Origin of the sequence: Streptomyces sp. RK62 (genome assembly GCF_018070255.1) — a bacterium.
In the GTDB taxonomy this organism is placed as follows: Bacteria; Actinomycetota; Actinomycetes; order Streptomycetales; family Streptomycetaceae; genus Streptomyces; species Streptomyces nigra.
In genome coordinates, this window is sequence record NZ_JAGPYD010000015.1 from 136,018 (window position 1) to 162,600 (window position 26,583).

The 26,583-nt window shown below is 72.2% G+C and carries 24 protein-coding genes and 1 tRNA gene; 5 read left to right on the forward strand and 20 right to left on the reverse strand.

Annotation, left to right across the window (positions count from 1 at the left end):
• Positions 1 to 159: 159 nt before the first annotated feature.
• The 14 genes from KBY32_RS27360 to pgsA form a co-directional block, all read right to left on the reverse strand.
• Positions 160 to 699, reverse strand: a complete 540-nt coding sequence (locus KBY32_RS27360) for an adenine phosphoribosyltransferase (protein WP_055623790.1) — start codon at positions 697 to 699, stop codon at positions 160 to 162.
• A complete protein-coding gene (gene secF / locus KBY32_RS27365; RefSeq protein ID WP_055623791.1) occupies positions 696 to 1,820 on the reverse strand; it encodes a protein translocase subunit SecF in 1,125 nt (374 codons plus the stop codon). Before secF ends, KBY32_RS27360 begins: the two co-directional genes overlap by 4 nt.
• Before the next feature lies 1 nt (position 1,821).
• Positions 1,822 to 3,561, reverse strand: a complete 1,740-nt coding sequence (gene secD / locus KBY32_RS27370; protein WP_210981999.1) for a protein translocase subunit SecD — start codon at positions 3,559 to 3,561, stop codon at positions 1,822 to 1,824.
• A 132-nt stretch (positions 3,562 to 3,693) separates the two neighbouring features.
• On the reverse strand, positions 3,694 to 4,188 hold the full coding sequence (gene yajC, locus KBY32_RS27375; RefSeq protein WP_055623793.1) for a preprotein translocase subunit YajC: 495 nt from the start codon (positions 4,186 to 4,188) through the stop codon (positions 3,694 to 3,696).
• 175 nt (positions 4,189 to 4,363) lie between these two features.
• Positions 4,364 to 5,437 carry a Holliday junction branch migration DNA helicase RuvB gene (gene ruvB / locus KBY32_RS27380; RefSeq protein WP_115506412.1) on the reverse strand — a complete coding sequence of 358 codons (1,074 nt, stop codon included), beginning with the start codon at positions 5,435 to 5,437 and terminating at the stop codon, positions 4,364 to 4,366.
• Positions 5,438 to 5,510: 73 nt separating this feature from the next.
• A complete protein-coding gene (gene ruvA, locus KBY32_RS27385; RefSeq protein ID WP_055623795.1) occupies positions 5,511 to 6,116 on the reverse strand; it encodes a Holliday junction branch migration protein RuvA in 606 nt (201 codons plus the stop codon).
• Positions 6,113 to 6,652, reverse strand: coding sequence for a crossover junction endodeoxyribonuclease RuvC (gene ruvC / locus KBY32_RS27390; RefSeq protein WP_210982000.1), 540 nt, complete (start codon positions 6,650 to 6,652; stop codon positions 6,113 to 6,115). The genes ruvA and ruvC overlap by 4 nt, the downstream gene beginning before the upstream one ends.
• A gap of 114 nt (positions 6,653 to 6,766) precedes the next feature.
• Complete coding sequence (locus KBY32_RS27395) at positions 6,767 to 7,519, reverse strand: YebC/PmpR family DNA-binding transcriptional regulator (protein WP_055623797.1); 753 nt, start codon at positions 7,517 to 7,519, stop codon at positions 6,767 to 6,769.
• A gap of 48 nt (positions 7,520 to 7,567) precedes the next feature.
• A complete protein-coding gene (gene pdxT, locus KBY32_RS27400; protein ID WP_210982001.1) occupies positions 7,568 to 8,173 on the reverse strand; it encodes a pyridoxal 5'-phosphate synthase glutaminase subunit PdxT in 606 nt (201 codons plus the stop codon).
• Positions 8,173 to 9,078, reverse strand: a complete 906-nt coding sequence (pdxS, locus tag KBY32_RS27405; RefSeq protein WP_210982002.1) for a pyridoxal 5'-phosphate synthase lyase subunit PdxS — start codon at positions 9,076 to 9,078, stop codon at positions 8,173 to 8,175. Before pdxS ends, pdxT begins: the two co-directional genes overlap by 1 nt.
• A gap of 139 nt (positions 9,079 to 9,217) precedes the next feature.
• Positions 9,218 to 9,760, reverse strand: coding sequence for a hypothetical protein (locus KBY32_RS27410; protein WP_055623800.1), 543 nt, complete (start codon positions 9,758 to 9,760; stop codon positions 9,218 to 9,220).
• A 307-nt stretch (positions 9,761 to 10,067) separates the two neighbouring features.
• Complete coding sequence (locus KBY32_RS27415) at positions 10,068 to 11,246, reverse strand: glycosyltransferase family 4 protein (RefSeq protein ID WP_210982003.1); 1,179 nt, start codon at positions 11,244 to 11,246, stop codon at positions 10,068 to 10,070.
• On the reverse strand, positions 11,243 to 12,151 hold the full coding sequence (locus KBY32_RS27420; RefSeq protein ID WP_210982004.1) for a phosphatidylinositol mannoside acyltransferase: 909 nt from the start codon (positions 12,149 to 12,151) through the stop codon (positions 11,243 to 11,245). Before KBY32_RS27420 ends, KBY32_RS27415 begins: the two co-directional genes overlap by 4 nt.
• Positions 12,148 to 12,834 carry a phosphatidylinositol phosphate synthase gene (pgsA, locus tag KBY32_RS27425; RefSeq protein ID WP_210982005.1) on the reverse strand — a complete coding sequence of 229 codons (687 nt, stop codon included), beginning with the start codon at positions 12,832 to 12,834 and terminating at the stop codon, positions 12,148 to 12,150. The genes KBY32_RS27420 and pgsA overlap by 4 nt, the downstream gene beginning before the upstream one ends.
• 304 nt (positions 12,835 to 13,138) lie before the next feature.
• Between pgsA and KBY32_RS27430 the strand changes: the two genes are divergently transcribed.
• Together KBY32_RS27430 and KBY32_RS27435 are read left to right on the forward strand one after the other, a co-directional pair.
• Positions 13,139 to 15,337, forward strand: coding sequence for an elongation factor G-like protein EF-G2 (locus KBY32_RS27430; protein ID WP_210982006.1), 2,199 nt, complete (start codon positions 13,139 to 13,141; stop codon positions 15,335 to 15,337).
• Positions 15,338 to 15,589: 252 nt separating this feature from the next.
• The gene (locus KBY32_RS27435) at positions 15,590 to 17,251 is read left to right on the forward strand and encodes a hypothetical protein (protein WP_055623805.1); all 1,662 of its coding nucleotides are present in this window, start codon (positions 15,590 to 15,592) and stop codon (positions 17,249 to 17,251) included.
• A gap of 45 nt (positions 17,252 to 17,296) precedes the next feature.
• Here the strand turns inward: KBY32_RS27435 and KBY32_RS27440 are convergent, their stop codons facing one another.
• The gene (locus tag KBY32_RS27440; RefSeq protein WP_055623806.1) at positions 17,297 to 17,857 is read right to left on the reverse strand and encodes an HIT domain-containing protein; all 561 of its coding nucleotides are present in this window, start codon (positions 17,855 to 17,857) and stop codon (positions 17,297 to 17,299) included.
• Positions 17,858 to 17,924: 67 nt separating this feature from the next.
• On the opposite strand from KBY32_RS27440, the gene KBY32_RS27445 reads away from it, so the two are divergent.
• The gene (locus KBY32_RS27445; RefSeq protein WP_055623807.1) at positions 17,925 to 18,584 is read left to right on the forward strand and encodes a potassium channel family protein; all 660 of its coding nucleotides are present in this window, start codon (positions 17,925 to 17,927) and stop codon (positions 18,582 to 18,584) included.
• Between the two features lie 29 nt (positions 18,585 to 18,613).
• On the opposite strand, the gene thrS is transcribed toward KBY32_RS27445, so the two are convergent.
• The 3 genes from thrS to KBY32_RS27460 form a co-directional block, all read right to left on the reverse strand.
• Positions 18,614 to 20,590 (reverse strand): threonine--tRNA ligase, encoded by a 1,977-nt coding sequence (gene thrS, locus KBY32_RS27450; protein ID WP_210982007.1) that lies wholly within the window; start codon positions 20,588 to 20,590, stop codon positions 18,614 to 18,616.
• 126 nt (positions 20,591 to 20,716) lie between these two features.
• A complete protein-coding gene (locus tag KBY32_RS27455; protein WP_210982008.1) occupies positions 20,717 to 21,946 on the reverse strand; it encodes a hypothetical protein in 1,230 nt (409 codons plus the stop codon).
• Positions 21,943 to 22,509, reverse strand: coding sequence for a DUF4365 domain-containing protein (locus KBY32_RS27460; RefSeq protein WP_055623809.1), 567 nt, complete (start codon positions 22,507 to 22,509; stop codon positions 21,943 to 21,945). The genes KBY32_RS27455 and KBY32_RS27460 overlap by 4 nt, the downstream gene beginning before the upstream one ends.
• Before the next feature lie 166 nt (positions 22,510 to 22,675).
• Between KBY32_RS27460 and KBY32_RS27465 the strand changes: the two genes are divergently transcribed.
• On the forward strand, positions 22,676 to 23,401 hold the full coding sequence (locus KBY32_RS27465) for a 3'-5' exonuclease (RefSeq protein WP_210982056.1): 726 nt from the start codon (positions 22,676 to 22,678) through the stop codon (positions 23,399 to 23,401).
• A 76-nt stretch (positions 23,402 to 23,477) separates the two neighbouring features.
• Here KBY32_RS27465 and KBY32_RS27470 read toward each other — a convergent pair.
• A tRNA-Val gene (locus KBY32_RS27470) sits at positions 23,478 to 23,549 on the reverse strand.
• Positions 23,550 to 23,588: 39 nt separating this feature from the next.
• The gene (locus KBY32_RS27475; RefSeq protein ID WP_055623811.1) at positions 23,589 to 24,047 is read right to left on the reverse strand and encodes an SRPBCC family protein; all 459 of its coding nucleotides are present in this window, start codon (positions 24,045 to 24,047) and stop codon (positions 23,589 to 23,591) included.
• 104 nt (positions 24,048 to 24,151) lie between these two features.
• On the opposite strand from KBY32_RS27475, the gene KBY32_RS27480 reads away from it, so the two are divergent.
• Positions 24,152 to 26,536 carry an SCO7613 C-terminal domain-containing membrane protein gene (locus KBY32_RS27480; protein ID WP_210982009.1) on the forward strand — a complete coding sequence of 795 codons (2,385 nt, stop codon included), beginning with the start codon at positions 24,152 to 24,154 and terminating at the stop codon, positions 26,534 to 26,536.
• Positions 26,537 to 26,583 lie beyond the last annotated feature (47 nt).

Genomic DNA, 26,583 nt, shown 5'->3' on the forward strand with positions numbered 1-26,583 from the left:
TCGCCTTCAGGCCGTGTGAGGGCCGTCTACCCCAGAAACACGTGAGGCGTCCCGTGGATTCCGGGACGCCGGCCGACGCCCTGGTCATGTGCCCTGATCGCACGACGATGCCGCGTGCCCGCAGGGCGGACACGCGGCATCGGGTGCTGCGGGACGGGGTCAGACCGTGAGGAGCGATGTCAGCGGGGCGCCCGCCAGCGCCGGCTCCACACGGGCCCGGCCGGACAGGAAGCCCAGCTCCATCAGGACGGCGAGGCCGGAGACCTGTGCACCGGCCCGGCGGATCAGCTGGATCGAGGCCTCGGCGGTGCCGCCCGTCGCCAGGACGTCGTCGACGACCAGGACACGGTCGCTGCCGCTGAGGTCCTCGGCGTGGATCTCGATCTCCGCCGAGCCGTACTCCAGGTCGTACGCCTGGCTGAGCGTCGCCCCGGGGAGCTTGCCCGCCTTGCGCACGGGGACGAAGCCGACGCCGGCCCGGACCGCGACCGGCGCTCCGAGGATGAAGCCGCGGGCTTCCAGGCCGACGACCTTGGTGGCGCCGGTCCGGTCCGCCACCTCGGCGAGCGCGTCGGTGAGTGCCGTGAAGGCCGCCGGGTCCGCCAGGAGCGGGGTGATGTCCTTGAACATCACGCCCGGCTCCGGGTAGTCCGCCACGTCCCGGATCTTGCTGAGGAGCAGCTCGCTGATGTCGGTCATCGGCGCTTCCCCGAGGGGCGGTTGCGGCCGCGGTTGCGGGACGCGGGCTGGTTGCGCGGGCCGACGACCGCCGCCGCGGTGTCCTCCGGCTCGTCGTCGTACACCTCGTCGTCGGCCGGGACGTCCGTGGCCGGACCCTCGGTGGCGGTCTGCGCCCGCTTGGCGAGCACCCGCTTCTTGAGGGCCTTCATCTGCGGCTCGCGCTCCTTGAGGTCGGCGACGAGCGGCGTGGCGATGAAGATCGACGAGTACGCGCCGGCCGCGAGGCCGACGAACAGCGACAGCGAGATGTCGTTGAGCATGCCGGCGCCGAGGAAGCCGCCGCCGATGAACAGCAGGCCCGCCACCGGCAGCAGCGCGACCACCGTGGTGTTGATCGAGCGGACCAGGGTGCCGTTGATCGAGCGGTTGGCGATCTCGCTGTACGTCCAGCGGGTCTGCTTGGTGATGTCCTTCGTCTGCTCCTTGAGGCTGTCGAAGACGACGACCGTGTCGTAGAGCGAGTAACCGAGGATCGTGAGCAGACCGATCACCGTGCCGGGCGTGACCTCGAAGCCGACGAGGGCGTAGATGCCGACGGTGATGGTGATGTCGTGGATCAGGGCGACGAACGCGGCGAGGGCCATGCGCCACTCGAACGCGATCGCCAGATAGATCACGACCAGGATCAGGAAGATGCCGAGGCCCTGCCAGGCCTTGTTGGCGATCTGCTCGCCCCAGCTCGGGCCGACCAGCTCACCGGTGACGTCGTTCTCCGAGACGCCGAGCTTGTCCGCGATCTCCGCGGAGACCTTGTCGGCCTGCTTGGTGTCGATGCCCGCGACCTGGATGCGCAGCGTGGCCTTGTCGCCGCCGCCGAGCTTCTGGACGATCGCGTCGTGGCCGGAGGCCTCTTCCGCGATCTCCTGGGCCTGGGCCACCGAGACGGTGGTCTTCGGGGTGTTGAAGACCGCGCCGCCCTGGAACTCGATGCCCATGTTCAGGCCGCGCACCGCCAGGCCGACGATGGCCGTGATGGTGATCAGGATCGAGATGCCGTACCAGAGCTTGCGGTTGCGGATGAAGTCGTAGCCGACCTCTCCGCGGTGCAGTCGGGCGCCGAGGTTGCCGAGCTTGGACATCTCACGCCTCCTTCGTCTCGATGGGGGCGGAGGGGCGGCGGGTGCGGCGCAGCGGAGGCCGGGCGCCCAGTCGCTTGGGATCGAGGCCGGACCACGGGTGTCCGCCTCCGTAGAACTTCGTGCGGGCCAGGAGCGTCAGCAGCGGCTTGGTGAAGAGGAACACCACGACCACGTCGAGCAGGGTGGTCAGGCCCAGCGTGAACGCGAAGCCCTGGACCTTGCCGACGGTGACGATGAAGAGCACCGCGGCGGCGAGGAACGACACGAAGTCGGAGACCAGGATGGTGCGCCGGGCGCGCGGCCAGGCCCGCTCGACGGCGGGGCGCAGGCTGCGGCCTTCCCGGATCTCGTCGCGGACGCGTTCGAAGTACACGATGAACGAGTCCGCGGTGATGCCGATGGCGACGATGGCGCCGCAGACGGCCGGGAGGTTCAGCGCGAAGCCGATGGTGGGGCCGAGCAGCGACATGATCGTGTAGGTCAGGGCCGCGGAGACCAGCAGCGACAGGATCGCGATGATCGACAGGCCGCGGTAGTAGACCAGCAGGTAGATCACGACGAGGGCGAGGCCGATGGCGCCGGCGATGAGGCCGGCCTCGAGCTGCTCGCCGCCGAGCGCGGCGGTCACCGTGGTGACGCTGTCCTCGCTGAAGGTCAGCGGGAGGGCGCCGTACGACAGCATGTTGGCGAGGCTCTTGGCCTCCTCCTGCGTGAAGCTGCCGGAGATCTGCGCGTTGCCGCCGGTGATGGCCTGCTGGACGTACGGGTGGGAGACCACCTCGTCGTCGAGGACGATCGCGAACTCGTTCTGCGGGGACTGCTGCTTGGACAGCTCGCCGGTGATGTCCGCGAACTTCTTGGAGCCGGTGCCGGTGAACTTCATGTCGACCTGCCAGCCGGCGGCGCGCGTGGTGTCGAAGGAGGCCTGGGCGTCCTTGACCTCGGTGCCGTCGACCCCGACCGGGCCGAGCAGGAACTTCGTCCAGACGTCGCCGTCCTTGCCGCAGGCGACCGTGGCCTCGCCGGGCTTGGCGTCCTTGCCGGCCTCGGCGCGCTGGGCGGGCTTGGAGCAGTCGAGCGCGGTGTACGCGGCCTGGAGCTTGGCGACGTCGCCGTCCGCGCTCGCGGACGGGGAGGGCGAGGTGTCCGCCTTCAGACCGCCGGTGACGGCGCGGCCCTGGGTGGTGGCCGTCGCGGAGGGAGTCGCGGAGCCGGTGGACTTCGCCGGGTCCTTGGCCGAGGAGCCGCTGGGCGACGCGCTCGGGGAGCCGCTGGGCGACGCGCTCGGGGAGCCGCTGGGCGACGCGCTGGGCGTCGGCTGCGCCGCGCCGCCGGACGCCTCACGCTGCAGGACGGGGCGGAAGTAGAGCTTGGCGGTGGTACCGACCTGATCCCGGGCCTGCTTGGAGTCCGTGCCCTTGGGGATGTTGACGATGATGTTCTTGTCGCCCTGGGTCTGTACCTCGGCCTCCGAGACACCAAGACCGTTGACGCGGCGCTCCATGATCTGGACCGCGGTGTCCATGTTGGTCTTGTTGATCGCGGATTCCTGGCCCGGTTCGGCTTCCGCACGCAGCGTGATGCTGGTGCCGCCGGCCAGGTCGATGCCGAGTCGCGGAGTGGTGTGCCCCGAGGCGAACATCCCTCCGGTGAGCGCCGCGATGGCGATCAGGATGAGGGCCAGCGAGCGCCCTGGCTTGCTCTGGGCGCTCGCCTTACGGCCCTTCTTAGGTGCTGCCACCTTCTCGTACTCCCTCTCGGGCCGCCTCGCGCCGGATCTACGGGCGGGCAGCCATGACATGGTGTCGGGATACCGTGCGAGCTCCGCACGCCCGGGGGCGCGCAGGCGTCGCCCGCGCGCCCCGGAACGTGGCTACTTCGCGTCGGAGTCGCCCTCGGTCTTCTTCGGCGCGTCCTCCGTCTTGGCCTCGGCGGCCACGGCTTCGGACGGCTCCTCGGTCTTGTCCGTCTCGTCCTTCTTGCCGAGGTCGACGGACTTCTCGTCGGAGGCGGCGGCAGCGGGCTCGTCGGCCTCGGTGAGGGAGGAGGCGTCGTCCGGGACGACGTCGGCCTTCAGGTCGTGCTCGACGCCGTGGACGATGCGGTTGTACTCGTCGTCGGAGAGGACGGCACCGATGGCGTTCTTGGCGAAGAGAAGGTCCACGCCCGGGCCGGCGTCGAGGAGGACGGTGTCGTCGTTGACCTCCTTGACGGTGGCGTACATGCCACCGATGGTGCGGACGCCGGATCCGGGCTGCATCTGGTTCCGCATGTCGGCGGCCTGCTGCTGCTTCTTCTTGGCCGACCGGGTCATCAGGAACATGGCCCCGATGAGCACGATGAACGGGAGGAGGGTCACGAGACTCACGGGTCGGAACTTCCTTCACACGACCGCGATGGTGAGCGGCCTGATGGTTGGGGGATTGTCTGCCGCCGACAAGGGCGGCATCGGCGGAGTCTAAGCGAGTCTCCGCGCAGGGAACAACGCTCAGCATGGCACCGGGGTTCCTGCTCCGGCCACAGAGCTCGCCGTCACCGGGGCATCACGCCCCGAACAGGTCCCCTTGTCCGTTTCCAGCAGGCGATGTGCGGGGCGGGGTGAGGCCGAGATGCGTCCATGCCGCGGGTGTGGCCACCCGGCCGCGCGGAGTGCGGGCGAGCAGCCCCTCCCGGACGAGGAAGGGTTCGGCCACCTCCTCCACGGTCTCACGTTCCTCCCCCACGGCGACGGCGAGCGTGGACAGACCGACCGGTCCGCCGCCGAACAGCTTCAGCAGCGCCTCCAGGACGCCGCGGTCCAGCCGGTCCAGGCCGCGGGCGTCGACCTCGTAGACCGCGAGGGCGGCGGCCGCGATGTCCTGCGTGATGATCCCGTCGGCCTTGACCTGCGCGTAGTCGCGGACGCGGCGCAGCAGGCGGTTGGCGATACGGGGCGTGCCGCGGGAGCGGCCGGCGATCTCGGCGGCGCCGTCGGCGGTGATCTCGACGTCGAGCAGGCTCGCGGAGCGGTGGATGACGCGCTCCAGCTCGACGGGCTCGTAGAACTCCATGTGCGCGGTGAAGCCGAAGCGGTCGCGCAGCGGGGGCGGCAGCAGGCCCGCGCGTGTGGTGGCGCCGACCAGGGTGAACGGGGGCAGCTCCAGCGGGATGGCGGTGGCGCCGGGGCCCTTGCCGACGATCACGTCGACGCGGAAGTCCTCCATGGCCATGTACAGCATCTCCTCGGCGGGCCGGGACATGCGGTGGATCTCGTCGAGGAAGAGGACCTCGCCCTCCTGGAGGGAGGACAGGATCGCGGCGAGGTCGCCGGCGTGCTGGATGGCGGGGCCGGAGGTGATCCGGATGGGGGCGCCCATCTCGGCCGCGATGATCATGGAGAGGGTGGTCTTGCCGAGGCCGGGGGCGCCGGAGAGCAGCACGTGGTCGGCGGTGGCGCCGCGCGCGCGGGCGGCCCGCAGCACCAGGTCGAGCTGTTCGCGGACCTTCTCCTGGCCGATGAACTCGTCCAGGTCCTTCGGGCGCAGCGCGGCCTCGACGGCCTGGTCCTCGCGATCGGCGACGGAGCCCACCAGCCGCTCGGGGGCGGGGGTGCCGGTGGTGTCGTCGTCCCAGTTCATTGCGTGTGCCTCGCGGGTCGCGGTGGAGGGCGTACGCGGGGGTGCCGTACGCCGGTGTCGTCGGGTGGGGCGGTCAGCGCGCTCTGTTCAGGGTCTGCAGCGCCGCCTTCAGCAGGCGGCCGACCTCCGGGGTGCCCTCGGTGGCCTCGGCCTGCGGGGCGACGGCGCTGACGGCCTCGTCTGCCTCGCGGGTGGCGTAGCCGAGGCCGATCAGGGCGGCGTGCAGCTGGTCGCGCCAGCCCTGGGTGACGGGGGCGCCGACGGCGGGCGCGCCGATCGGCTCGCCGAGGCGGTCCTTGAGCTCCAGGAGGAGCTTCTGGGCGCCCTTCTTGCCGATGCCGGGGACGGCGGTGAGGGCCTTCTCGTCGGCGGTGGCCACGGCCCGGCGCAGCGCGTCGGGCGTGTGCACGGCGAGCATGGCCTGGGCGAGGCGGGGCCCGACGCCGCTCGCGGTCTGCAGCAGCTCGAAGGTCCCCTTCTCGTCGTCGTCGGCGAAGCCGTACAGCGTCAGGGAGTCTTCGCGCACCACGAGGGACGTGTGCAGCTTGGCGGGCTGCCCGACGCGCAGGGTGGACAGCGTGTTCGGCGTGCACTGGACGGCCATGCCGACGCCGCCGACCTCGACGACCGCGGCGTCCGGGGCGAGGGCGGCGACGGTGCCGTTGACGAAGGCGATCATGCCGGGCGGCCTTTCGATGCGGTGGCGGTGTGCAGGGCGACGGCCTGCTGGAGGCGGTTCTGCGCGGGGGCGCGCCAGATGTGGCAGATGGCGAGCGCGAGGGCGTCGGCGGCGTCGGCCGGCTTGGGCGGCGCGCTGAGCCGCAGCAGCCGGGTGACCATGGCGCCGACCTGTGCCTTGTCGGCGCGGCCCGAGCCGGTCACGGCGGCCTTGACCTCGCTGGGCGTGTGCAGGGCGACGGGGATGCCGCGGCGGGCGGCGCAGAGCATGGCGACGGCGCTGGCCTGGGCGGTGCCCATGACGGTCCGGACGTTGTGCTGGCTGAACACCCGCTCCACGGCGACGAATTCGGGCCGGTACTCGTCCAGCCACTGCTCGATGCCCTGCTCGACGGCGACCAGGCGGTGGCCCAATTCGGCGTCCGCCGGGGTGCGGACGACTCCGACGCCCAGCATGGTCAGCGGCCGGCCCGCGACCCCCTCGACGACGCCCACGCCGCAGCGGGTCAGTCCGGGGTCCACCCCGAGTACGCGCACCGCGCCCCTCCCTTCGCTCACCTGTTTGTGCAGGCTATCGGGTGCCGCTGACAATGCGACGGGCCGACGGGTGTGTCCCGTCGGCCCGTTGAGCGCGTGCGGCGCGTGCCCGCGTCAGGCGTCGACCTTCTCCATGATCTCGTCGCTGACGTCGAAGTTGGCGAAGACGTTCTGCACGTCGTCGCTGTCCTCGAGCGCGTCGATCAGCTTGAAGATCTTCTTGGCGCCCTCCTCGTCCAGCTCGACCTGCATGGTCGGGACGAAGTTGGCGTCGGCCGACTCGTAGTCGATGCCGGCGTCCTGCAGTGCGGTGCGGACCGCGACCAGGTCGGTGGCCTCGCTGATCACCTCGAAGGACTCGCCGAGGTCGTTGACCTCCTCGGCGCCCGCGTCGAGGACGGCGGCGAGGACGTCGTCCTCGGTCAGCTCGCCCTTGGGGACGATCACCACGCCCTTGCGGTTGAACAGGTACGACACCGAGCCCGGGTCGGCCATGGAGCCGCCGTTGCGGGTCATCGCGACCCGGACGTCGGAGGCGGCGCGGTTGCGGTTGTCGGTGAGGCACTCGATGAGCACCGCGACGCCGTTCGGGCCGTAGCCCTCGTACATGATCGTCTCGTAGTCGGCGCCGCCGGCCTCGAGGCCGCCGCCGCGCTTGACCGCGGAGTCGATGTTCTTGTTCGGGACCGACTGCTTCTTGGCCTTCTGGATGGCGTCGTAGAGCGTCGGGTTGCCCTCGATGTCGACGCCGCCCATCCGGGCCGCGACCTCGATGTTCTTGATCAGCTTCGCGAAGAGCTTGCCGCGCTTGGCGTCGATCACGGCCTTCTTGTGCTTCGTCGTAGCCCATTTAGAGTGGCCGGACATCTGCCTGTCTCCTTCGCGTAACCCATCTCTGCAACGAACGCAGGAATCCTACAAGGACTCGGGCGTCCGGTACGCGCGCACCATCTCGACGAACAGCCCGTGCACACGGTGGTCGCCGGTCAGTTCCGGGTGGAACGACGTGGCCAGCGCGTTGCCCTGGCGGACCGCCACGATGTGGCCGTCGTGCTCGGCGAGGACCTCGGCGCGGGCGCCCACGGACTCCACCCAGGGCGCCCGGATGAAGACGCCTTCCACCGGTTCGCCCGGGATCTCCTTGACGTCGACGGCCGCCTCGAACGACTCGTTCTGGCGCCCGAAGGCGTTGCGGCGGACGATCATGTCGATCCCGCCGACGGTCTCCTGGCCCGAGCGCGGGTCGAGGATCTTGTCGGCGAGCATGATCATGCCGGCGCAGGTGCCGTAGACGGGCATGCCGTCGCGCACGCGCGCGCGGAGGGGTTCCATCAGCCCGAAGAGGACGGCCAGCTTGGAGATCGTGGTGGACTCCCCGCCGGGGATGACCAGGCCGTCGACCTCGGCCAGTTCCTCGGGGCGGCGCACCGGCCTGGCCACGGCGTCGGCCGCGGCCAGGGCGACGAGGTGCTCGCGCACGTCGCCCTGGAGCGCGAGGACTCCGATGACGGGTGAGGTCATCACCAGCCCCGGTTCGCGTAGCGCTCGGCCTCGGGCAGGGTGTCGCAGTTGATGCCGACCATGGCCTCGCCGAGGTTGCGGGACGCGTCCGCGATGATCTTGGGGTCGTCGTAGAAGGTGGTGGCCTTCACGATGGCGGCGGCGCGCTTGGCCGGGTCGCCGGACTTGAAGATGCCGGAGCCGACGAAGACGCCCTCGGCGCCGAGCTGGCGCATCAGCGCGGCGTCGGCCGGGGTGGCGACACCGCCGGCGGAGAACAGCACGACCGGGAGCTTGCCGAGCTCGGCGACCTCCTTGACGAGCTCGTAGGGGGCGCGCAGCTCCTTGGCGGCGGCGTACAGCTCGTTGTGGTCGTAGCCGCGCAGGCGGGCGATCTCGTTCTTGATCTGGCGCAGGTGGCGGACGGCCTCGACGACGTTGCCGGTGCCGGCCTCGCCCTTGGAGCGGATCATGGCCGCGCCCTCGGCGATCCGGCGCAGGGCCTCACCGAGGTTGGTGGCGCCGCAGACGAAGGGGGTCGTGAACGCCCACTTGTCGGAGTGGTTGACCTCGTCGGCCGGGGTGAGGACCTCGGACTCGTCGATGTAGTCGACGCCGAGGGACTGCAGGACCTGGGCCTCGACGAAGTGGCCGATGCGGGACTTGGCCATGACGGGGATCGAGACGGCCTCGATGATGCCCTCGATCATGTCCGGGTCGGACATCCGGGCCACGCCGCCGTCCTTGCGGATGTCGGCGGGCACCCGCTCCAGGGCCATGACGGCGACCGCGCCCGCGTCCTCGGCGATCTTCGCCTGCTCCGGGGTGACGACGTCCATGATCACGCCGCCCTTGAGCTGCTCGGCCATGCCGCGCTTCACACGGGCGGTGCCGGTCTCGGGAGCCTGGTTTTCGGAGATGGACACGGGTGACCTCACTACAGGTGGAGAAGGGTTGCTGCGAGCATCGAGGAAACGGCAGCGGACCAGTCCACAGCAAGGGCCAATGAGAAGCCGGTGGATCGTTTTCCCGTTCCAGGGGCGTCCCCGCGTGCGTACCGGCCGGTCAGGAGGCGCGTTCGACCAGCGCGGCGGGCGGCTCGTCGTCCATCTCGAAGGCCAGCGGGAAGGGGGCGTGTCCGGCCAGCCGGAACCAGCGGACCTTGCGGTGCCGGCGCAGCGCGCGGGCCGCGCGGACGGCGTCGTTGTGGAACCGGCGGGCCATAGGCACCCGGCGGACCGCCTCGGTCAGCTCACGGGCGGCCGCCTCGCCGCCGGGGGCCTCCCGGACGGCCTCGACCTGCTGGGTCTCGGCGAAGACGGCGCGCAGGGCCTGGCTCAGCTCGCTCTCGGCGACCTCCCGCTGCTCCTCCTCGGCCTGCCGGGCCGCGTGCGCGGCCTCGTAGAGCACGATCGAGGCGGCCGGGTCCAACACCCCGGAGGTGGCCAGCTCCTGGGCGACGGAGGCGCGGCGCAGCAGCTGGGCGTCGAGCGCGGCGCGCGCCGCGTCGATCCGGGCGTGCAGCCGGTCCAGCCGGCCGGCGGTCCAGCTGAGGTAGAGGCCGATCGCCACGAGGACGACGAGGATCCAGATGAGTGTCGCGGTCACGGGCGCAGACTAGCGGGGCGCCTCCGGCGGCTTGGGGGCGGCCGGTCCCGCGCCGGGGCGCCGTGAGCACCCCGGCCGGTCCTGCTGCGACCCCGCAGGGCGCGCCGTGGGTCTGCCCCACGCGTGAGACGTGGCCTGCGACTCCCGGAAGGCCCCCTCCGGAGCCGCCCCGAGCCGGGCGGCGTGCGCGGCCTCCCTGGGCCCACAGGCAGCCCAGTCGATCCCGCGAGAGCACCCGCCGACGTGGGGACGCCGCCCACACGCGGGCCCCCCTGACCACCGGCGGGCCCCGGCTTCCCGGAGACCCTCAGTCCCGCGCCAGCCCCAGCCGGGCCCTCAGGCCCCCCGCCGCCCCCGTGCCGGAGTCGTCGTCGGCGGCCACGGCCGCCGCGCCCGCCGTCACCGTCTCGTAGACCGACATGATGTCCGCGCCGACGGTCGACCAGTCGAAGCGGCGCACATGGGCGCTCCCCCGCTTCCGCAGCGCGGCCCGCCGGGCGGGGTCCTCCAGCAGGCGTACGGCGGCCTCGGCGAGGGCGTCCGCGTCCTCGCTGGCGAACAGCTCACCGGCCGCGCCCTGGTCCAGGACCTGCGCGAAGGCGTCCAGGTCGGAGGCGAGGACGGGGGCGCCCGCCGAGAGCGCCTCGACCAGGATGATGCCGAAGCTCTCCCCGCCGGTGTTGGGCGCCACGTACAGGTCGACGCTGCGCAGCAGCCTCGCCTTGTCCTCGTCGCTCACCATGCCGAGGAACTCGACGCGGGAGCGCAGCTCGGCGGGCAGGTCCTCGACGGCCTCCTCCTCGTCGCCCCGGCCGGCCACCAGCAGCCGGGTCTGCGGGCGGGCGGCGAGGATCTTCGGCAGGGCCCGCATCAGCACCGGCAGGCCCTTGCGGGGCTCGTCGATACGGCCGATGAAGCCGATGGTGTCGCCCTGCCAGTCGGGGTTCGGCTCGGCCCGGGCGAAGAAGTCGACGTCGACGCCGTTGGGGATGACGACCGCGTCGCCGCCCAGGTGCTCCACCAGCGTCCGGCGGGCGTACTCGCTCACCGCGATCCGGGCGCTGATCTTCTCCAGGGCGGCCTGGAGGATCGCGTACGCGGCGATCATCGCGCGCGAGCGCGGGTTGGACGTGTGGAAGGTGGCGACGATCGGCCCCGAGGCCGCCCAGCAGGCCAGCAGGCCGAGGGACGGCGACGTCGGCTCGTGGATGTGGATGACGTCGAACCGACCGTCGTGCAGCCAGCGGCGCACGCGCGCGGCGGACAGGAAGCCGAAGTTCAGCCGGGCGACCGAGCCGTTGTACGGCACGGGGACGGCCCGGCCCGCCGAGACGACGTACGGCGGGAGCGGGGTGTCGTCGTCGGCCGGGGCCAGCACCGACACCTCGTGGCCCTGCCGGACGAAGTACTCGGCGAGGTCCCGGATGTGGAACTGGACGCCTCCCGGGACGTCCCAGGAGTACGGGCAGACGATGCCGATTCTCACGAGGTCCCCTTCGTGGGATCCAGGTCGGCGAGCCACAAGCGCTGGAGCATGTGCCAGTCCTCCGGATGTTCCGCGATACCCGTGGCGAAGGCGTCGGCCAGCGCCTGTGTCATGACAGACGTCTTCTCGGCCCGGCTTCCTGACTCGGGTACCTCGACCGGTGGGTGGACACGGCCCTTCATGACGGGAGAGTCGTCGTACCAGAGCGTCACGGGCAGCAGGAGCGCGCCGGTCTGCTGGGCGAGCAGGGCCGGGCCCGCGGGCATCCGGGCGGTCGCGCCGAAGAAGTCGACCTCGACGCCGGACGCGGACAGGTCGCGGTCGGCGACCAGGCAGACCAGGCCGCCGTCGCGCAGCCGGCGCGCCAGTGTGCCGAAGGCGCTGCCGCCGCTGTGCGGCAGGACCTCCATGCCGAGGCCCTCGCGGTAGGCGACGAACCGGTCGTAGAGCGTCTCGGGCTTGAGGCGCTCGGCGACCGTCGTGAACGGTGTCTTCAGTTCGGTGGTGACCCAGGCCCCGGCCAGGTCCCAGTTGGCCAGGTGGGGCAGGGCCAGTATCACGCCCTTGCCCGCGGCCAGCCCGTCGGTGAGGTGGTGGACGTCCTTGGGTGCGAAGCCCTCGCGCACCCGCTGCTCGCTCCAGGCGGGCAGCCGGAAGGACTCCATCCAGTAGCGCAGGTACGAGCGCATGCCCGCGCGCGAGAGCTCGGCCAGGCGCTGCGGGCTCGCGTCGGGCACCACGCGCGCGTAGTTGCTCTCCAGCCGCTGGACGCCCTTGCCCCGCTTCTTCCACGCCAGGTCGGCGATGGTGCGGCCGAGGCGCACGGCGGCCGGCTCGGGGAGCTTCTTCACGGTGCCCCAGCCGAGTCCGTACAGCGCGTCGGTCAGCCGGTCCTGGGCGCTCACGTGGCGGCCTCGCTCCCGTGGGAGGCGCTCTCCGGGTCGTCCCGCGCCTCGGCGGCCTCGACCTCGGCGGACTCCCGGCGGACGGTGACGACCCGCTGGATCAGCGTGACGAGGCTGCCCACGGCGACGATCCACAGCGCGACCGGCAGCAGGTACTGGATGCCGGGCACGCCGAACTTGTGCAGGCCCGCGAAACCGGCCGCGACCAGCGAGATCACCAGGCGTTCGGCGCGCTCGACCAGGCCGTTGACCGCGACCGGCAGGCCGATCGACTCGCCCCGGGCCTTGGTGTACGACACGACCTGGCCGCTGGCCAGGCAGAAGATCGACACCGCGCACAGCACGAGGTCGTCGCCGCCCCCGGCGTACCAGAGGGCGAAGCCGCCGAAGATGGCGCCGTCGGCGACCCGGTCGAGCGTGGAGTCGAGGAAGGCCCCCCAGCGGCTGGAGCGGCCCAGCTGGCGCGCCATGTTGCCGTCGACGAGGTCGGAGAAGACGAACAGCGTGATCACGACCGTGCCCCAGAAGAACTCGCCCATGGGGTAGAAGACCAGCGCGCCCGCGACCACGCCGGCGGTCCCGATCAGGGTGACGGTGTCGGGGCTGACGCCCCTTCTGATCAGAAATGAGGCGAACGGCGTGAGAACACGCGTGAAGAAAGCACGCGCGTACTTGTTCAGCATGGCCTTCCCGAGGGTCGGTGTGGCGCCGGACGGCCCCTGCTGGCCACCGGCTGGCCCATCGTAGCCACGCGCGCGTGCGGGCGGCCGCCGGGCACTCGTCCCGGGGCCCGGCGGCCGGTCCGGACTGGGCCCATGGCGCGGTCGCGTCCGTCGTATGGACGCGCCGTGCGGTGAGTGGAAAGCTCGAAGGACCGCGGGCGTCGTCGCAGCCGCCATCGCTGGGGGCGCCTTCCGGGCCCGGGCCCGGGAGAGGGACCGTACGTCCGCGCCCACAGTGACCTCACCGTGCACGGGAGGCAGGATCATGGGCGACAAGGCGAACGCACACCCCGGAGCCGCCGGCAGGGCTACAGCGGCCGACCACCCCACGTCCGTACGGAACGTGGTGCTGGTCGGCCACAGCGGCTCGGGCAAGACGACTCTGGTCGAGGCCCTCGCGCTGACGGCGGGGGCGGTGAACCGGGCGGGCCGCGTCGAGGACGGCGGCACCGTCTCCGACTACGACGAGATCGAGCACCGGCAGCACCGCTCGGTGCAGCTCTCCCTGGTGCCCGTCGAATGGGACGGCATCAAGATCAACCTGCTGGACACCCCCGGCTACGCCGACTTCGTCGGGGAGCTCAGGGCCGGTCTGCGCGCGGCGGACGCGGCCCTCTTCGTCGTCTCGGCCTCGGACGGCGTCGACGGCTCGACCCGCATGGTGTGGGACGAGTGCGCGGCCGTCGGCATGCCCCGCGCGATCGTCGTGACGCATCTGGAGGCCGCGCGGGCCGACTACGAGGAGATGACGCGGATCTGCGCGGAGGCGTTCGGCGGCGACGACCCCGACGCCGTGCTCCCGCTGTACCTGCCGCTGCACGGCGAGCCGGCCCCGGACGGGCACGCGCCCGTGACCGGCCTGATCGGCCTGCTGTCGCAGAAGCTCTTCGACTACTCGACCGGGGAGCGCAAGGAGTCCGAACCCGGCACCGACGAGGTGCCCGTGATCGACGAGGCGCGCAACCGGCTGATCGAGGGGATTATCGCGGAGAGCGAGGACGAGACCCTCATGGACCGCTATCTCGGCGGCGAGCAGGTCGACGTCAAGACGCTCATCGAGGACCTGGAGCGGGCCGTCGCACGCGGCACGTTCTTCCCCGTGCTGGCGGCCGCCCCCGCCGCCGACGGCGCTCGGCAGGGCCTCGGCACCGTCGAGGTGCTGGAGCTGATCACCCGCGGCTTCCCGACCCCGCTGGAGCGCCCGGCGCCGGCGGTGACCACGGTCGACGGCCGCCCGCGCGAACTGAAGCCGTGCGACCCGGACGGTCCGCTGGTCGCCGAGGTCGTGAAGACCGCGTCCGACCCGTACGTCGGCCGGATCTCGCTGGTCCGCGTCTTCTCCGGCACGCTGCGGCCCGACGAGACGGTGCATGTGTCCGGGCACGGGCTGGAGGACCGCGGCCACGAGGACCACGACGTCGACGAACGGGTCGGCGCGCTGTCGGCGCCCTTCGGCAAACAGCAGCGCGTCCTCAGCCACTGCATCGCGGGCGACCTCGCGTGCGTGGCGAAGCTGAGCCGCGCGGAGACCGGGGACACCCTGTCGTCGAAGGACGACCCGCTGCTGATGGAGCCCTGGCAGATGCCGGACCCGCTGCTGCCGCTCGCCATCCAGGCGCACAGCAAGGCCGACGAGGACAAGCTGTCGCAGGGGCTGGCCCGGCTGGTCGCGGAGGACCCGACCATGCGCCTGGAGCAGAACCAGGCGACCCACCAGGTGGTGCTGTGGGCCCTGGGCGAGGCGCACGCCGACGTCGCGCTGGAGCGGCTGCGCAGCCGCTACGGGGTGCAGGTCGACGTGGTGCCGCATCAGGTGTCGCTGCGGGAGACGTTCGCGGGCAAGGCGTCGGGCCGCGGCCGGCATGTGAAGCAGTCCGGCGGGCACGGGCAGTACGCGATCTGCGAGATCGAGGTCGAGCCGCTGCCCGGCGGTTCGGGCATCGAGTTCGTGGACAAGGTCGTCGGCGGCGCGGTGCCGCGCCAGTTCATCCCGTCCGTGGAGAAGGGTGTGCGGGCGCAGGCGGCCAAGGGCGTCGCGGCCGGACATCCGCTCGTCGACGTCCGGGTCACCCTGCTCGACGGCAAGGCGCACTCGGTGGACTCCTCGGACGCCGCGTTCCAGACGGCCGGCGCGCTGGCGCTGCGCGAGGCCGCGAACGACACGAAGATCCATCTGCTCGAACCGGTGGCGGAGGTGTCCGTCCTGGTCGGCGACGACTACGTCGGGGCCGTGATGAGCGACCTGTCCGGTCGGCGGGGCCGCGTCCTCGGCACCGAGCAGACCAGCGGCGGCCGCACCCTGATCAAGGCCGAGGTGCCGGAGATCGAGATCGGCCGGTACGCCGTGGACCTGCGGTCGCTGTCGCACGGCACGGCCCGCTTCAGCCGGCGCTACGCGCGGCACGAGCCGATGCCGCAGCAGATCGCGGAGAAGATCCGGGAGGAGACGCGGGTGGCCTCGTAGGGCGCGCCCGGCGCCGCCCGGTCGCTCCCCGGGCGCGCGTGCCGCCACGGCGACGCGCCGGAGCCTTCCGGACGCCGGCCTGAGCGCTCCCCTCCCCGTCGGCGGGCGGCTTCGGCCGTCCGCCGACGGATGTCGGTGGCTGGGGATACGCTGATCATCGATCGGCAGGCGATCGACAGGCGATCAACAGGTGTGCGCAGTACGGAAGTCGGGAAGGCCGCAGGAGCGACACTGCGGCGATCGGGGGCGGGAATGACCGTTGACGGCGGTTACGCGGACATCTTCGGTCCGCAGGTGCCGCGCACGGCGGGCGAGGGGCAGACGGCGACGTTCGCGCTGGCCTCGGCGGCCTATCGGGACAATCCCTACGAGGACATCAAGAAGGCCGACAACGAGTGGCACAAGACGGACGTCAAGCCCGGCCGTGCCTGGGCGCGGATCTTCCGGCCGAACCTCGGTGAGGCGTTCTCGCGGGCCGTGGTCGACCGCATGCTCGGCGACGGCCGCAAGCCGCTGATCCAGTCCTTCGGCACCGAGCCGCAGGTCGTGGTCGAGCACTGCCTGGCCGCCAACAACATCCGCAAGGCCAGGGACCGGACGCTCAGCGGGATCATGGTGGTCTGCGGTCTGCTGTTCCTGCCGGGACTCCTGGTCTGGCTGCTGGTCTTCACGCTGCGCACCACCATCGTCAAGCGGGACGCCAAGCGAGGCGGGGCGCTCGGGTCCGTGCTCCTGGTCGCGATGGGCGCGCTGGCCGTGCTCTTCCTGCTCAAGATGCCGTTCACCGGCATCTGGGCCTGGTACGCGCGCGCCTCGGTGGTGATGCCGGTCCTCGGCTGGTTCTGGGCGAAACAGGTCTGCGAGCGCACCGCGCGGGATCTTCGGGAGCGCTGGGACAGCCTGCTCGCGGGCAGCAGCGTCGGCGCCAAGGTGCCGGAGGCGGTGCCGGCCAGCCCCAACGAGACGCAGGCCGAGCATCTGCGCCAGGCACTGGCCAAGCTCAGCGCCGAGCAGCAGTCCAACTCCGTCTTCTACGCCGGGCCCAAGGGCATACTCGGCATGGGCACGCGCTGGGGCAGCTGGCAGCTCGCCGAGGAGTTGGTGCCGGCCGACCCGTCCCGCGAGATCCACCCCTTCCGCAGCTGGGACGTGATCCGCTCGATCCACGACCAGCTGAGCATGCTGGAGCGCGGCCCGCTGAACACCGGCGGCTTCCCGAAGCCCTCGATACGCCACTGGATCGTCACGCCGATCGCGGAGGGCGCCTCGGCGGTGTCCCGGCCGGAGGGCACGGACGTCGAGGCGTACCAGGTCAAGCCGCACGCGATACAGGACATCTGCAACAAGCAGCAGTTCGGCAGCGGCGACCGGCACTACCTGGGCGTCCAGTGGACGCTGTGGGACGGCCAGCTGATCATCACCATGCTGATCACCGTGACGGTGCTGCACGAGACGCTGCGCATCGAGGTGACGGGTCACGCCCTCGGTCCGGTCAACGGGCTCTTCCAGGAGAAGCCCGAGGCGCCCACCAGGGAGGTCGCCAAGTCGCTGAAGCCGTGGGAGAACCGCACGATCAAGCTCCCGCTGGTCAGCACCGACGAGGTGGTGCGTCTCGCGGTGCGGGCCCCGATCACCTGGTATCCGCCGGCGCTGAACTGGCTGGGCGGGACGATCGCCCTGCCCGAGCCGTTCGGGCTGCGGCACGCCTGGGCCGACCAGCCGTGGCGGCACCGCTTCATGGCCGACGACGCGCTGCGCGCCGCCACCCCGGTGCTGCGGGCCGTGCACGCCTCGGCGATCAGGGTGCTCGCGGAGAACGGCGTGGACACCGAGAAGTTCGGTGCGCGCTCGGCCTTCCTGAGCACGGCAGTCCAGGACCCCTCGCCCCGCAAGGCGGACGTCTACGACGCGTAGGAGCCGGGGCCGAGTGCCGGCCCCGGCATGTCCACAAAGGCCGGCTCAGACCGTCGGCCAGGCCTCCGCCAGCATTTTCCGGGTGTCCGCCAGCAGCTGCGGCAGCACCCGGGTGTGCCCGACGACCGGCATGAAGTTCGTGTCCCCGCCCCAGCGCGGCACGATGTGCTGGTGGAGGTGGGCGGCGATCCCGGCACCGGCGACCGTGCCCTGGTTCATGCCGATGTTGAAGCCGTGGGCGCCCGACGCGGTCCGCAGCGCCGTCATCGCCTGCTTGGTCAGCGCCCCCAGCTCGGCGGTCTCCGGCTCCGTGAGGTCGGTGTAGTCGGCGACATGACGGTAGGGCACGACCATCAGGTGCCCGCCGTTGTACGGGTACAGGTTGAGGACCGCGTAGACCTGCTCCCCGCGCCGGACCACCAGCCCGTCCTCGTCCGATTTGGCCGGGATCGAGCAGAAGGGGCAGCCGTCGTCCGCGCCGGGACCGGTCGGCTTGTTCTCACCCTGGATGTACGCCATCCGATGGGGCGTCCACAGACGCTGGAACGCGTCCTGGATGCCCACTCCCCACTGCTGCTCCGGCTCACTCGTCATACCGTGCAGCATATGGCTTCGCCCGTTCCCGGCGTGTCGCCGGGGCGGACCGGCGGCGGGCACCGGCCAAGCTGGGCCCGTGGACGACGACAGCCCTTACGCCCGCTGGGAGCAGCGCACCGAGATCCCGCTGTTCCTGGCATCGCTGCTCTTCCTGGCCGCCTACGCCGCCCGCGTCCTCGCGGTGAGCATGCCGCCGTTCTGGAAGGACCTGTGCGTGTACACGATGGCGGCGCTCTGGCTGCTGTTCGCCGCCGACTACGTGGTGCGCCAGCGGCTCAGCGGGGAGCGCTTCCCGCGCTTCGCGCGGACGCACTTCCTGCACACGGTCGTGGTTCTGCTGCCGCTGCTGCGCCCGCTGCGGATCGTGCCGCTCTACGACGCCATCCAGCACCGGCAGGGAGAGCCCCGGCTGTCCCTGCACGCCCGGGTGATCGCCTACGCGAGCCTGTCCACGCTGCTCCTCGGCTTCGCCGGGGCCCTGGCCGTCTTCCAGCAGGAGCGCGGGGCGGCCGGCGCCACCATGCGGACCTTCGGCGACGCGGTCTGGTGGACGGCGGCGACCCTCAGCACGGTCGGGTACGGCGACATCGTCCCGGTGACCACGGGCGGCCGGGCGATCGCGACGGCCATGATGGCCGGCGGGCTGGCCCTGCTGGGCGCGGTGACCGGGTCGTTCTCCTCCTGGCTGCTGCAGGTCTTCGCGCGCGAGGGCGACAGAAGGCCCCCGGAGAGCTGAGCTCCCGGGGGCCTCCCATTGCCGGTGGATCAGACCTGCGCCCGCTCCTCGACGATCTTCGCGATCTTCGCGATGGCCTCGTCGAACGGGATGCCGTTCTCCTGGGAGCCGTCGCGGTAGCGGAAGGAGACGGCGTTGTTGGCCATGTCCTCGTCGCCCGCGATGACCATGAAGGGCACCTTCTGCTTCTGGGCGTTGCGGATCTTCTTCTGCATGCGGTCCGAGGACGAGTCGACCTCGACGCGCAGCCCCTGCTTCTTCGCGGCGGCGGCGAACTTCTCCAGGTACTCGACGTGCGCGTCGCCGATCGGGATGCCGATCGCCTGGACGGGCGCGAGCCACGCCGGGAAGGCGCCCGCGTAGTGCTCGAGGAGCACGGCGAAGAACCGCTCGATCGAGCCGAACAGCGCACGGTGGATCATGACCGGACGCTGCTTGGAGCCGTCGGCGGAGGTGTACTCCAGGTCGAAGCGCTCCGGCAGGTTGAAGTCGAGCTGGATCGTCGACATCTGCCAGGTGCGGCCGATGGCGTCCTTGGTCTGCACGGAGATCTTCGGGCCGTAGAAGGCGGCGCCGCCCGGGTCGGGCACCAGGGGCAGGCCCTGCTTCTCGGCGACCTGGCGCAAGGTCTCGGTCGCCTCCTCCCAGACCTCGTCGGAGCCGACGAACTTCTCCGGGTCCTTGGTGGACAGCTCGAGGTAGAAGTCGGTCAGGCCGTAGTCGCGCAGCAGCCCGAGGACGAAGGTGAGCGTCTTGTCGAGCTCGTCCGACATCTGCTCGCGGGTGCAGTAGATGTGCGCGTCGTCCTGGGTGAAGCCGCGGGCGCGGGTGAGGCCGTGCACGACGCCGGACTTCTCGTACCGGTACACGGTCCCGAACTCGAAGAGGCGCAGCGGCAGTTCACGGTAGGAACGGCCGCGCGCGTCGAAGATCAGGTTGTGCATCGGGCAGTTCATGGGCTTGAGGTAGTAGTCCACGCCCTCGTCGAGCTGCATGGGCGGGTACATGCCGTCGGCGTACCAGTCCAGGTGCCCGGACTGCTCGAAGAGCTTCCCCTTCGTCGCGTGCGGGGTGTAGACGAACTCGTAGCCCTCCTCCTCGTGCCGGCGGCGCGAGTAGTCCTCCATGACCCGGCGGATGATGCCGCCCTTGGGGTGGAAGACGGCGAGGCCGGAGCCGATCTGCTCGGGGATCGAGAACAGGTCGAGTTCGCTGCCGAGCTTGCGGTGGTCGCGCTTCTCGGCCTCGGCGAGGAACTCCAGGTACTGCTTCAGCTCGTCCTTCGACGGCCAGGCGGTGCCGTAGATGCGCTGGAGCATCGGGTTCTTCTCGCTGCCGCGCCAGTAGGCGGCCGCGTTGCGCATGAGCTTGAACGCGGGGATCGCGCGGGTCGACGGCAGGTGGGGACCGCGGCAGAGGTCCTTCCAGCACAGGTCGCCGGTCTTGGCGTCGAGGTTGTCGTAGATCGTCAGCTCGCCCGCGCCGACCTCGACGTCCGCGCCGTCGTCGTGCGACGCGGAGCCCTTGAGGCCGATCAGCTCCAGCTTGTACGGCTCGTCGGCCAGCTCCTCGCGGGCCTCGTCGTCGGTGACGACACGGCGGGAGAAGCGCTGGCCGCGCTTCTGGATCTCCTGCATCTTCTTCTCGATGGCCTTGAGGTCATCGGGGTGGAAGGGCTTCTCGACGTCGAAGTCGTAGTAGAAGCCGTCCTTGACGGGCGGGCCGATGCCGAGCTTGGCCTCGGGGAAGAGCTCCTGCACCGCCTGCGCCATGACGTGCGCGGTGGAGTGCCGCAGGATGTTCAGACCGTCCTCGGAGGAGATCTCGACGCCCTCGACCTCCTCGCCGTCGGAGAGCACGTACGACAGGTCCTTGAGCTCGCCGCCCACGCGCGCGGCGATGATGGAGCGCTCGCCGGCGAAGAGGTCGGCGGCCGTAGTGCCCGTCGTCACCACGCGCTCTTCCCGCTCGGAATCGCGTTGGATGATCACACGGACGTCTGACACCGGTCTCTCCTGACTGAAGGGTGGGTGCGGCGCCATACCAGGAGCGCGCGCATGACTGCGATCGTACCGACCCGCGACCACCGATCGCGAAACGGTTGCCGCGGCCCCCTCCGGCTCCGGCCGGTGTCAGTCGCCGGTGTCCTCGCCCGCGCACACCTCTTCGAAGAAGTCCAGGTCCTCCTGGAGCGCCTTCATCAGCCGGTCCCGCTCCGCGTCGTCGACCTGCACCGGGACCACGTCGCGGGCCCCGGCCAGCCTGCGGAAACCGCCCCGGCTCTCCAGCCGGCCGCGCACCCGCACCGGCAGCCCGACGAGGTGCGCGTGCCCGGCGATGCGGTACGCCTCCTCGTCCAGGGTCAGCCGGACGTGCGAGACCTCGGCGCCGGCGATGACGCGCAGCCGGACGGTGCCCTCCCCGCGGGTGCCGGTCCGGCGCATCCGTACGACGGCACCGGTGATCCGCACCGGCACCGACGGCTCCTCGCGCAGATAGCGGGCGCCGGCCGCGCGCAGGACGGGCAGGTCGCCGGGTGAGAACTCGACGGGCTCGCCGTCGGCCTGGCAGTCCTCGGGGACACCGGCGGCCGGCGCCCACTCCACGGCGACCCGCGCGCCCTCCGTGCCGCGCACCAGCGCGATGAGGCCCTCGATCAGCTCCCGGCTGACGCCCGCCTCGACGGCTCCGTCGAAGGCGTCCATGCCGCCGGTGGCCCGCTGGTAGTCGACGGCCTCGCGGGCCGCGTACAGCGCCTGGTGAAGGCGGACGGCGAGCGGGCGCCCGGTGGCGACGGGCACGAAGGCGGTGAGGCCGCGGCCGTCCGGCGCGGAGCCGACGAGGACGTCCTCCAGCATGCCGACGGCGGCGCGGCGGTGCCGGGCGCCGTGGTAGCCGGCCCGCGCGCGGGTGGCCAGCGCGGCGGCGAGCAGGGTGCGGCGGGCGGCGGTGCGCAGCTCCTGCTCGGCGGCCCAGGGCGCGGCCCCGGCCGGGCCGCGCGGGGCGTCCCGCCACCAGCGGATCTCGTCGCTGGGCACGGCGAGGCAGACCAGCACCTCGCGGGCGGCGGCGGTGCCGCTGCGGGACAGCGCGGTGAGGGCCTCGGTGAGCAGGTCGTCGCTGTCGGGGAAGGCGCGGGACTCCGGGACGAGCAGGCTGGTGCCGCCGCCTCCCGGTCCGGGCGGGGTCCAGCGGCCGTAGCGGCCCGCCGCTCCCCCGCGCCGCTGCCAGCCGTGCCGGTGCAGCAGGGCGGCGAGGACGGCGGGGTCGACGTCACCGGGCTCGGGCGGCCGGTCCCAGGCGGCGTCGACGGGGTGCGGCCGGACCGGCCGGGCGCTCTCGTGCAGCGGGCGGTGGGTCATGGTCTGCCTCCGGTCCCGACCCGCGTCATGATCTCGCAGAGCGCCCGGTCGTCGAAGATGCGGGAGGTCGGGATCCGCACGGTGGTGCGGCGCCGGCCGGTGATCGCGTGACCGGCGAGGTTGACCCAGTAGCAGCAGTGCCTGAGGTCGAGCCGGTCGTGTCCGGCGCGCAGCCACTGCTCCTGGGACCGGGGCACGATCATCACGACGAGGATCTTGTGCACCGAGACCGGGGTGCGGGCGAGCTTCGCCAGATGGGCGTTGTCGAGCGTGAAGGAGAAGAAGCGGCCGGGTGGGTCCGGCGCCACCTGGTACGTCGCCTTCAGCTGCACCTTGATGGTGACCTCGTCGTCGACGGTGTGGCCGGGTGCGCTGTGGCTGACGTGCCAGTCGATGCCGTTGTCCGGGAACGGCTGGGACAGCGAGCATCCCGCCGCCGCGGCCACCGCGTGCAGATAGCCCACCTGGAGCGTCTCCATGCACGCGGTGGTGGCGAGTGAACCGCGAGAAGGGCCCGTCCGTCCGGGCAGCAGCCCGTCCCGCTCGGGCTGCGCGATCGCCATGACGAACAGCCTTCCCAGCAAGTGAATCCCCGTGGCGGGCCGCTGAACTGCAAAGACCCGTACTCCTGTTGTCTCCTTCCGGCGTACGCCGCAAACAGCCCGGGTATCACCAAACGGGCAGAAGACGGTACGTCAGCTGCCGTGGATGGACGAGGGGTTGAGCGGTATGGCGTGCTGGTACGAAGGCCCGCTGGCGGCATTCGACACGGAGACGACAGGCGTGGACGTCGAGACCGACCGGATCGTTTCGGCGGCCGTCGTCGTCCAGGACGCCCCGGGGACCCGGCCCCGGGTGACGCGCTGGCTGGTGAACCCGGGTGTGCCGGTGCCGGAGGCGGCGACGGCGGTGCACGGACTGACGGAGGATCACCTCCAGCGCAACGGCCGCTGGCCGGCGCCGGTGATGCAGGAGATAGCCGAGGAGCTGGCGGCGCAGGCGACGGCGGGCCGCCCGCTCGTGGTGATGAACGCGCCGTTCGATCTGACGTTGCTGGACCGCGAGTTGAGGCGGCACCGCGCCTCGTCGCTGTCCCGCTGGTTCGAGACGAGGTCGCTGACGGTGCTCGACCCACGGGTCCTCGACAAGCATCTGGACCGCTACCGCAAGGGGCGCCGCACCCTGACCGACCTGTGCGCGCAATACGAGGTCGACCTGGAGGACGCGCACGACGCGGCGGCCGACGCGCTGGCGTCGCTGGAGGTCGTGCGCGCGGTGGGCCGGCGCTTCGCTGCCCGGCTGGAGCGGCTGTCCCCGGCGGAGCTGCACACGCTCCAGGCGGTGTGGCACGCGGCACAGGCCCGTGGCCTGCAGGCGTGGTTCGCGCGCAGCGGCACGGAGGAGTCGGTGGACCCGGCATGGCCGCTGCGGCCGGATCTCCCGGCGGCGGCCTGAACGGCTGCGGTCTCGAAGGCCGCGACCTGAACAGCGGAAAAGCCGGCCCGCGTCAGGCGGACCGGCTTTCTCCCGGTGGGCGATACTGGGTTCGAACCAGTGACCTCTTCGGTGTGAACGAAGCGCTCTCCCACTGAGCTAATCGCCCGGGAACGCACTGAACAATACAGGTCCCCGCGCGGTTCCTTCAAACCGCTTGCCGCCCCTCGGCGAGGAGCGCCAGCAGGCCCCGGTGTCCCGCGCGCATCATCAGCCGGTGGTTGGCCCGGAAGACCGGCCGGCCCGGCACCGCGAGCCGGCGCAGCAACGGCTTGTTGACGTCGACGACCTGGTCGTAGCGGGCCCGGCACCCGTCGCCGTGCGGAGTGACCGTCCAGCGCGCCCAGCCGTCGAGGTCACCGGAGATGGCGATCTCCAGGACCCCTGCCGCCCGGTCGCGCCGCACCTCGCGGGCCGTGAAGGTGAGGTCGTAGGGGAGGAAGGACCGGACGGTGATCACGCCGGTGGTGTCATCGGTCCTGCGCACCGAGCGGACCTGCGGCCACCAGCGCGGATAGTCCTCGGCGCGCTCCAGCACTTCCAGGACGACGGCCGGGGGCGCCGGGAGGACCCAGAGACTGCGGAAACGGTAGTGACTCCAGTCCATGCGCGAAGTGTGCCCCGCTCAGGCCGGTCCGCACGCCGACTGAGTACGTCCTCTGAGTACCCGCACTCATGCCGGGCGGGCGTGACCCGGACCACACTCCGTTTATGACGCACATTCCGCCACCGGCCGAGGAGTTGCGGCTCCTGGATCTGGAGCTGCGCCGACTGGACGCCCGCCGGGCCCAGTTGCTGCACCGTCGCGCCTGGCTGGTCACGGCCCTCCACACGGCCGCGCCCCAGGCCCCCGCGCCCGTCGCCCCGCCGCGCCCCGAGGCCTCGGCGCCCCGGGTGCAGAACGTCCTTCTGCTGCTCGGCGGTGTGCTGCTCACCATCGCGGCGATCGCGTTCACCCTGGTCAGCTGGGGTGACCTGGGGATCGCGGGGCGTGCGCTGGTGCTGGGCGCCGTCACGGCGGCGGTGCTCGCGGCGCCGGTGCCGCTGCTGAAGCGGGGGCTGCGCTCGACGGCCGAGTCGGTGGCGGGCCTCGGGCTCGCGCTGACGGTGCTCGACGCGTACGCGCTGCACGCGGCGGCGCTGCCCGGCACGGACGGCACGGGGTACACGGCCGTCGCCTCGGCGACGCTGGCCGCCCTGTGGACGGCGTACGGCTTGCTGCCGCGCGCCTCGGCTCTGCGCCTGCCCCTGCCGGCCGCCCTGGTGGCCGCCCAACTGCCGCTGACGCTGGGGGCGATGGCCGCCGACGCCGGAGTGCATGTGGTCACCCTCGCCGTGCTGGTGACGGCGGCGTGCGACACGGCCGTGGCGCTGCGGATGTCCGCCCGGCCCGTCCGGCTGACCGCCGTCGTCGGCGCCTACGGCCTGGGCGTCTCGGGGGTGTGGGCGGCCGGCTGGCTGTCGTGGACGGCCACCGGCCCGAGCGCCGCCGCCCGTGCGGCGGCGCTCCTCCTCCTCGCTGCGGCCGTCGTGCTGACGGCCGCGTGGCAGCCGGCGGCCGGACGCCAGGCGGGCGGCCTGGCCCTGGCGGCCGGGCTCCTCACGGTCGCCGCGGTGGGCGGCACGGTCCGCCCCGTGCTGCCCTCCGTATGGACGGTCCCGGCGTATCTGGCCTGCGGCATGGCCCTGCTGGCCGTGGCGCGGCCGGCCCGGCTGCCGCAGTCGGTGCGGGAGGGCCTGGTCCACGCCTCCGCCGTCGTACAGGGGCTGGCCCTGCTGTGGACGCTGCCGCCGGTGGCACTCGCGCTGACGGGTCCGGTCTCCTGGATCGAGCGGGTGTGGTCAGGGGCGCCCGCAACCGTGCGGTCGGCGGTCACCGCCGACGCGCCATGGCCCCCGCACACCGGGACGGCACCCCTCGTCCTGGCGGCCGTCACCGTCGTCCTGTTCCTGACGCGCGACGCGGTGGGACGTACCCGGGCGCTGACCGGGGTCCTGGTCCTCGGTTGGGCGACGGCGCTGGTGCTCCCGGCCGTGCTCGACGTCCCGTACGCCGTTGGTCTGGTGGCCCTCGGCTGCACCACCACCGGGGCGCTCGCGGCGGCCATCTGGATCCGGACGCCCGAGCGGCCCGAACCCCTCCGCCTTACCGCCACGATCCTCGCCCTGCTGACCACGCTGCCCCTCGTCCTGCTGTCCCTGGCCGACGAGAGCGCGACGCTCGCCGTGACGGCCGCCCTCACCGCGCTCTTCGCGGCAGCCTCCTGGACGCCGCGCCTCGCACCGGTCACGGCCCCGGCCGCCCTCGGGTACGCGACCGCGCTCGCCTGCGCCTCCGGTGCCGCGGCCGGCTGGCGGGCGCAGGACACCGCCGTACTGGTCCTGGTGGTCCCGGTGGTGGCGGCGCTGCTGGCGGCCCGGCTCGGGGACGGCGCCCGCGCGACCGTCCCGGTCGAGGTCACGGGCGCCGTGTCCGCGCTGCTCGCCTTCGCCCTGGCGGCCGCGTCCGGTGATCTGCCGATGCTGGCCCTGGTCCTCGCTCTGTGCGCGGTGATCGTCTCCGCGACCGCGCTGCGCCCCGGCCGCCGTCCCCTCGCCTTCGCGGGCACCGCGCTGTTCGTGCTGGCCGCGTGGGTGCGCCTCGCGGCGTGGGACGTCGGCACCCCGGAGGCGTACACCCTGCCGGTCACCGTCCCGGCGCTGGCCGTCGGCTTCCTGAGCAGGCGCCGCGACACGGGTGTCTCGTCCTGGACGGCGTACGGCCCCGGGCTCGCCGCGACGCTCGTGCCGAGTCTGCTGGCCGCGTGGGGCGACCCGCACTGGGCGCGCCCCCTGCTGCTGGGCCTGGCCGCCCTGGCGGTCACGCTGCTCGGTGCCCGGCACCATCTGCAGGCGCCGCTCCTGCTCGGCGGCACGGTGCTCGCCCTGGACGCCCTGCACGAACTCGCCCCGTATATCGTCCAGGTGACCGACGCGCTCCCCCGCTGGGTGCCGCCCGCCCTCGCCGGCCTTCTGCTGCTGGCCGTCGGGGCGACGTACGAACAGCGTCTGCGGGACGCCCGCCGGGTGCGGGACTTCCTGGGCACCATGCGCTGACGGCAGGACGAGGGGACCGCACGGACACGCGGTCCCCTCGTCGGGCG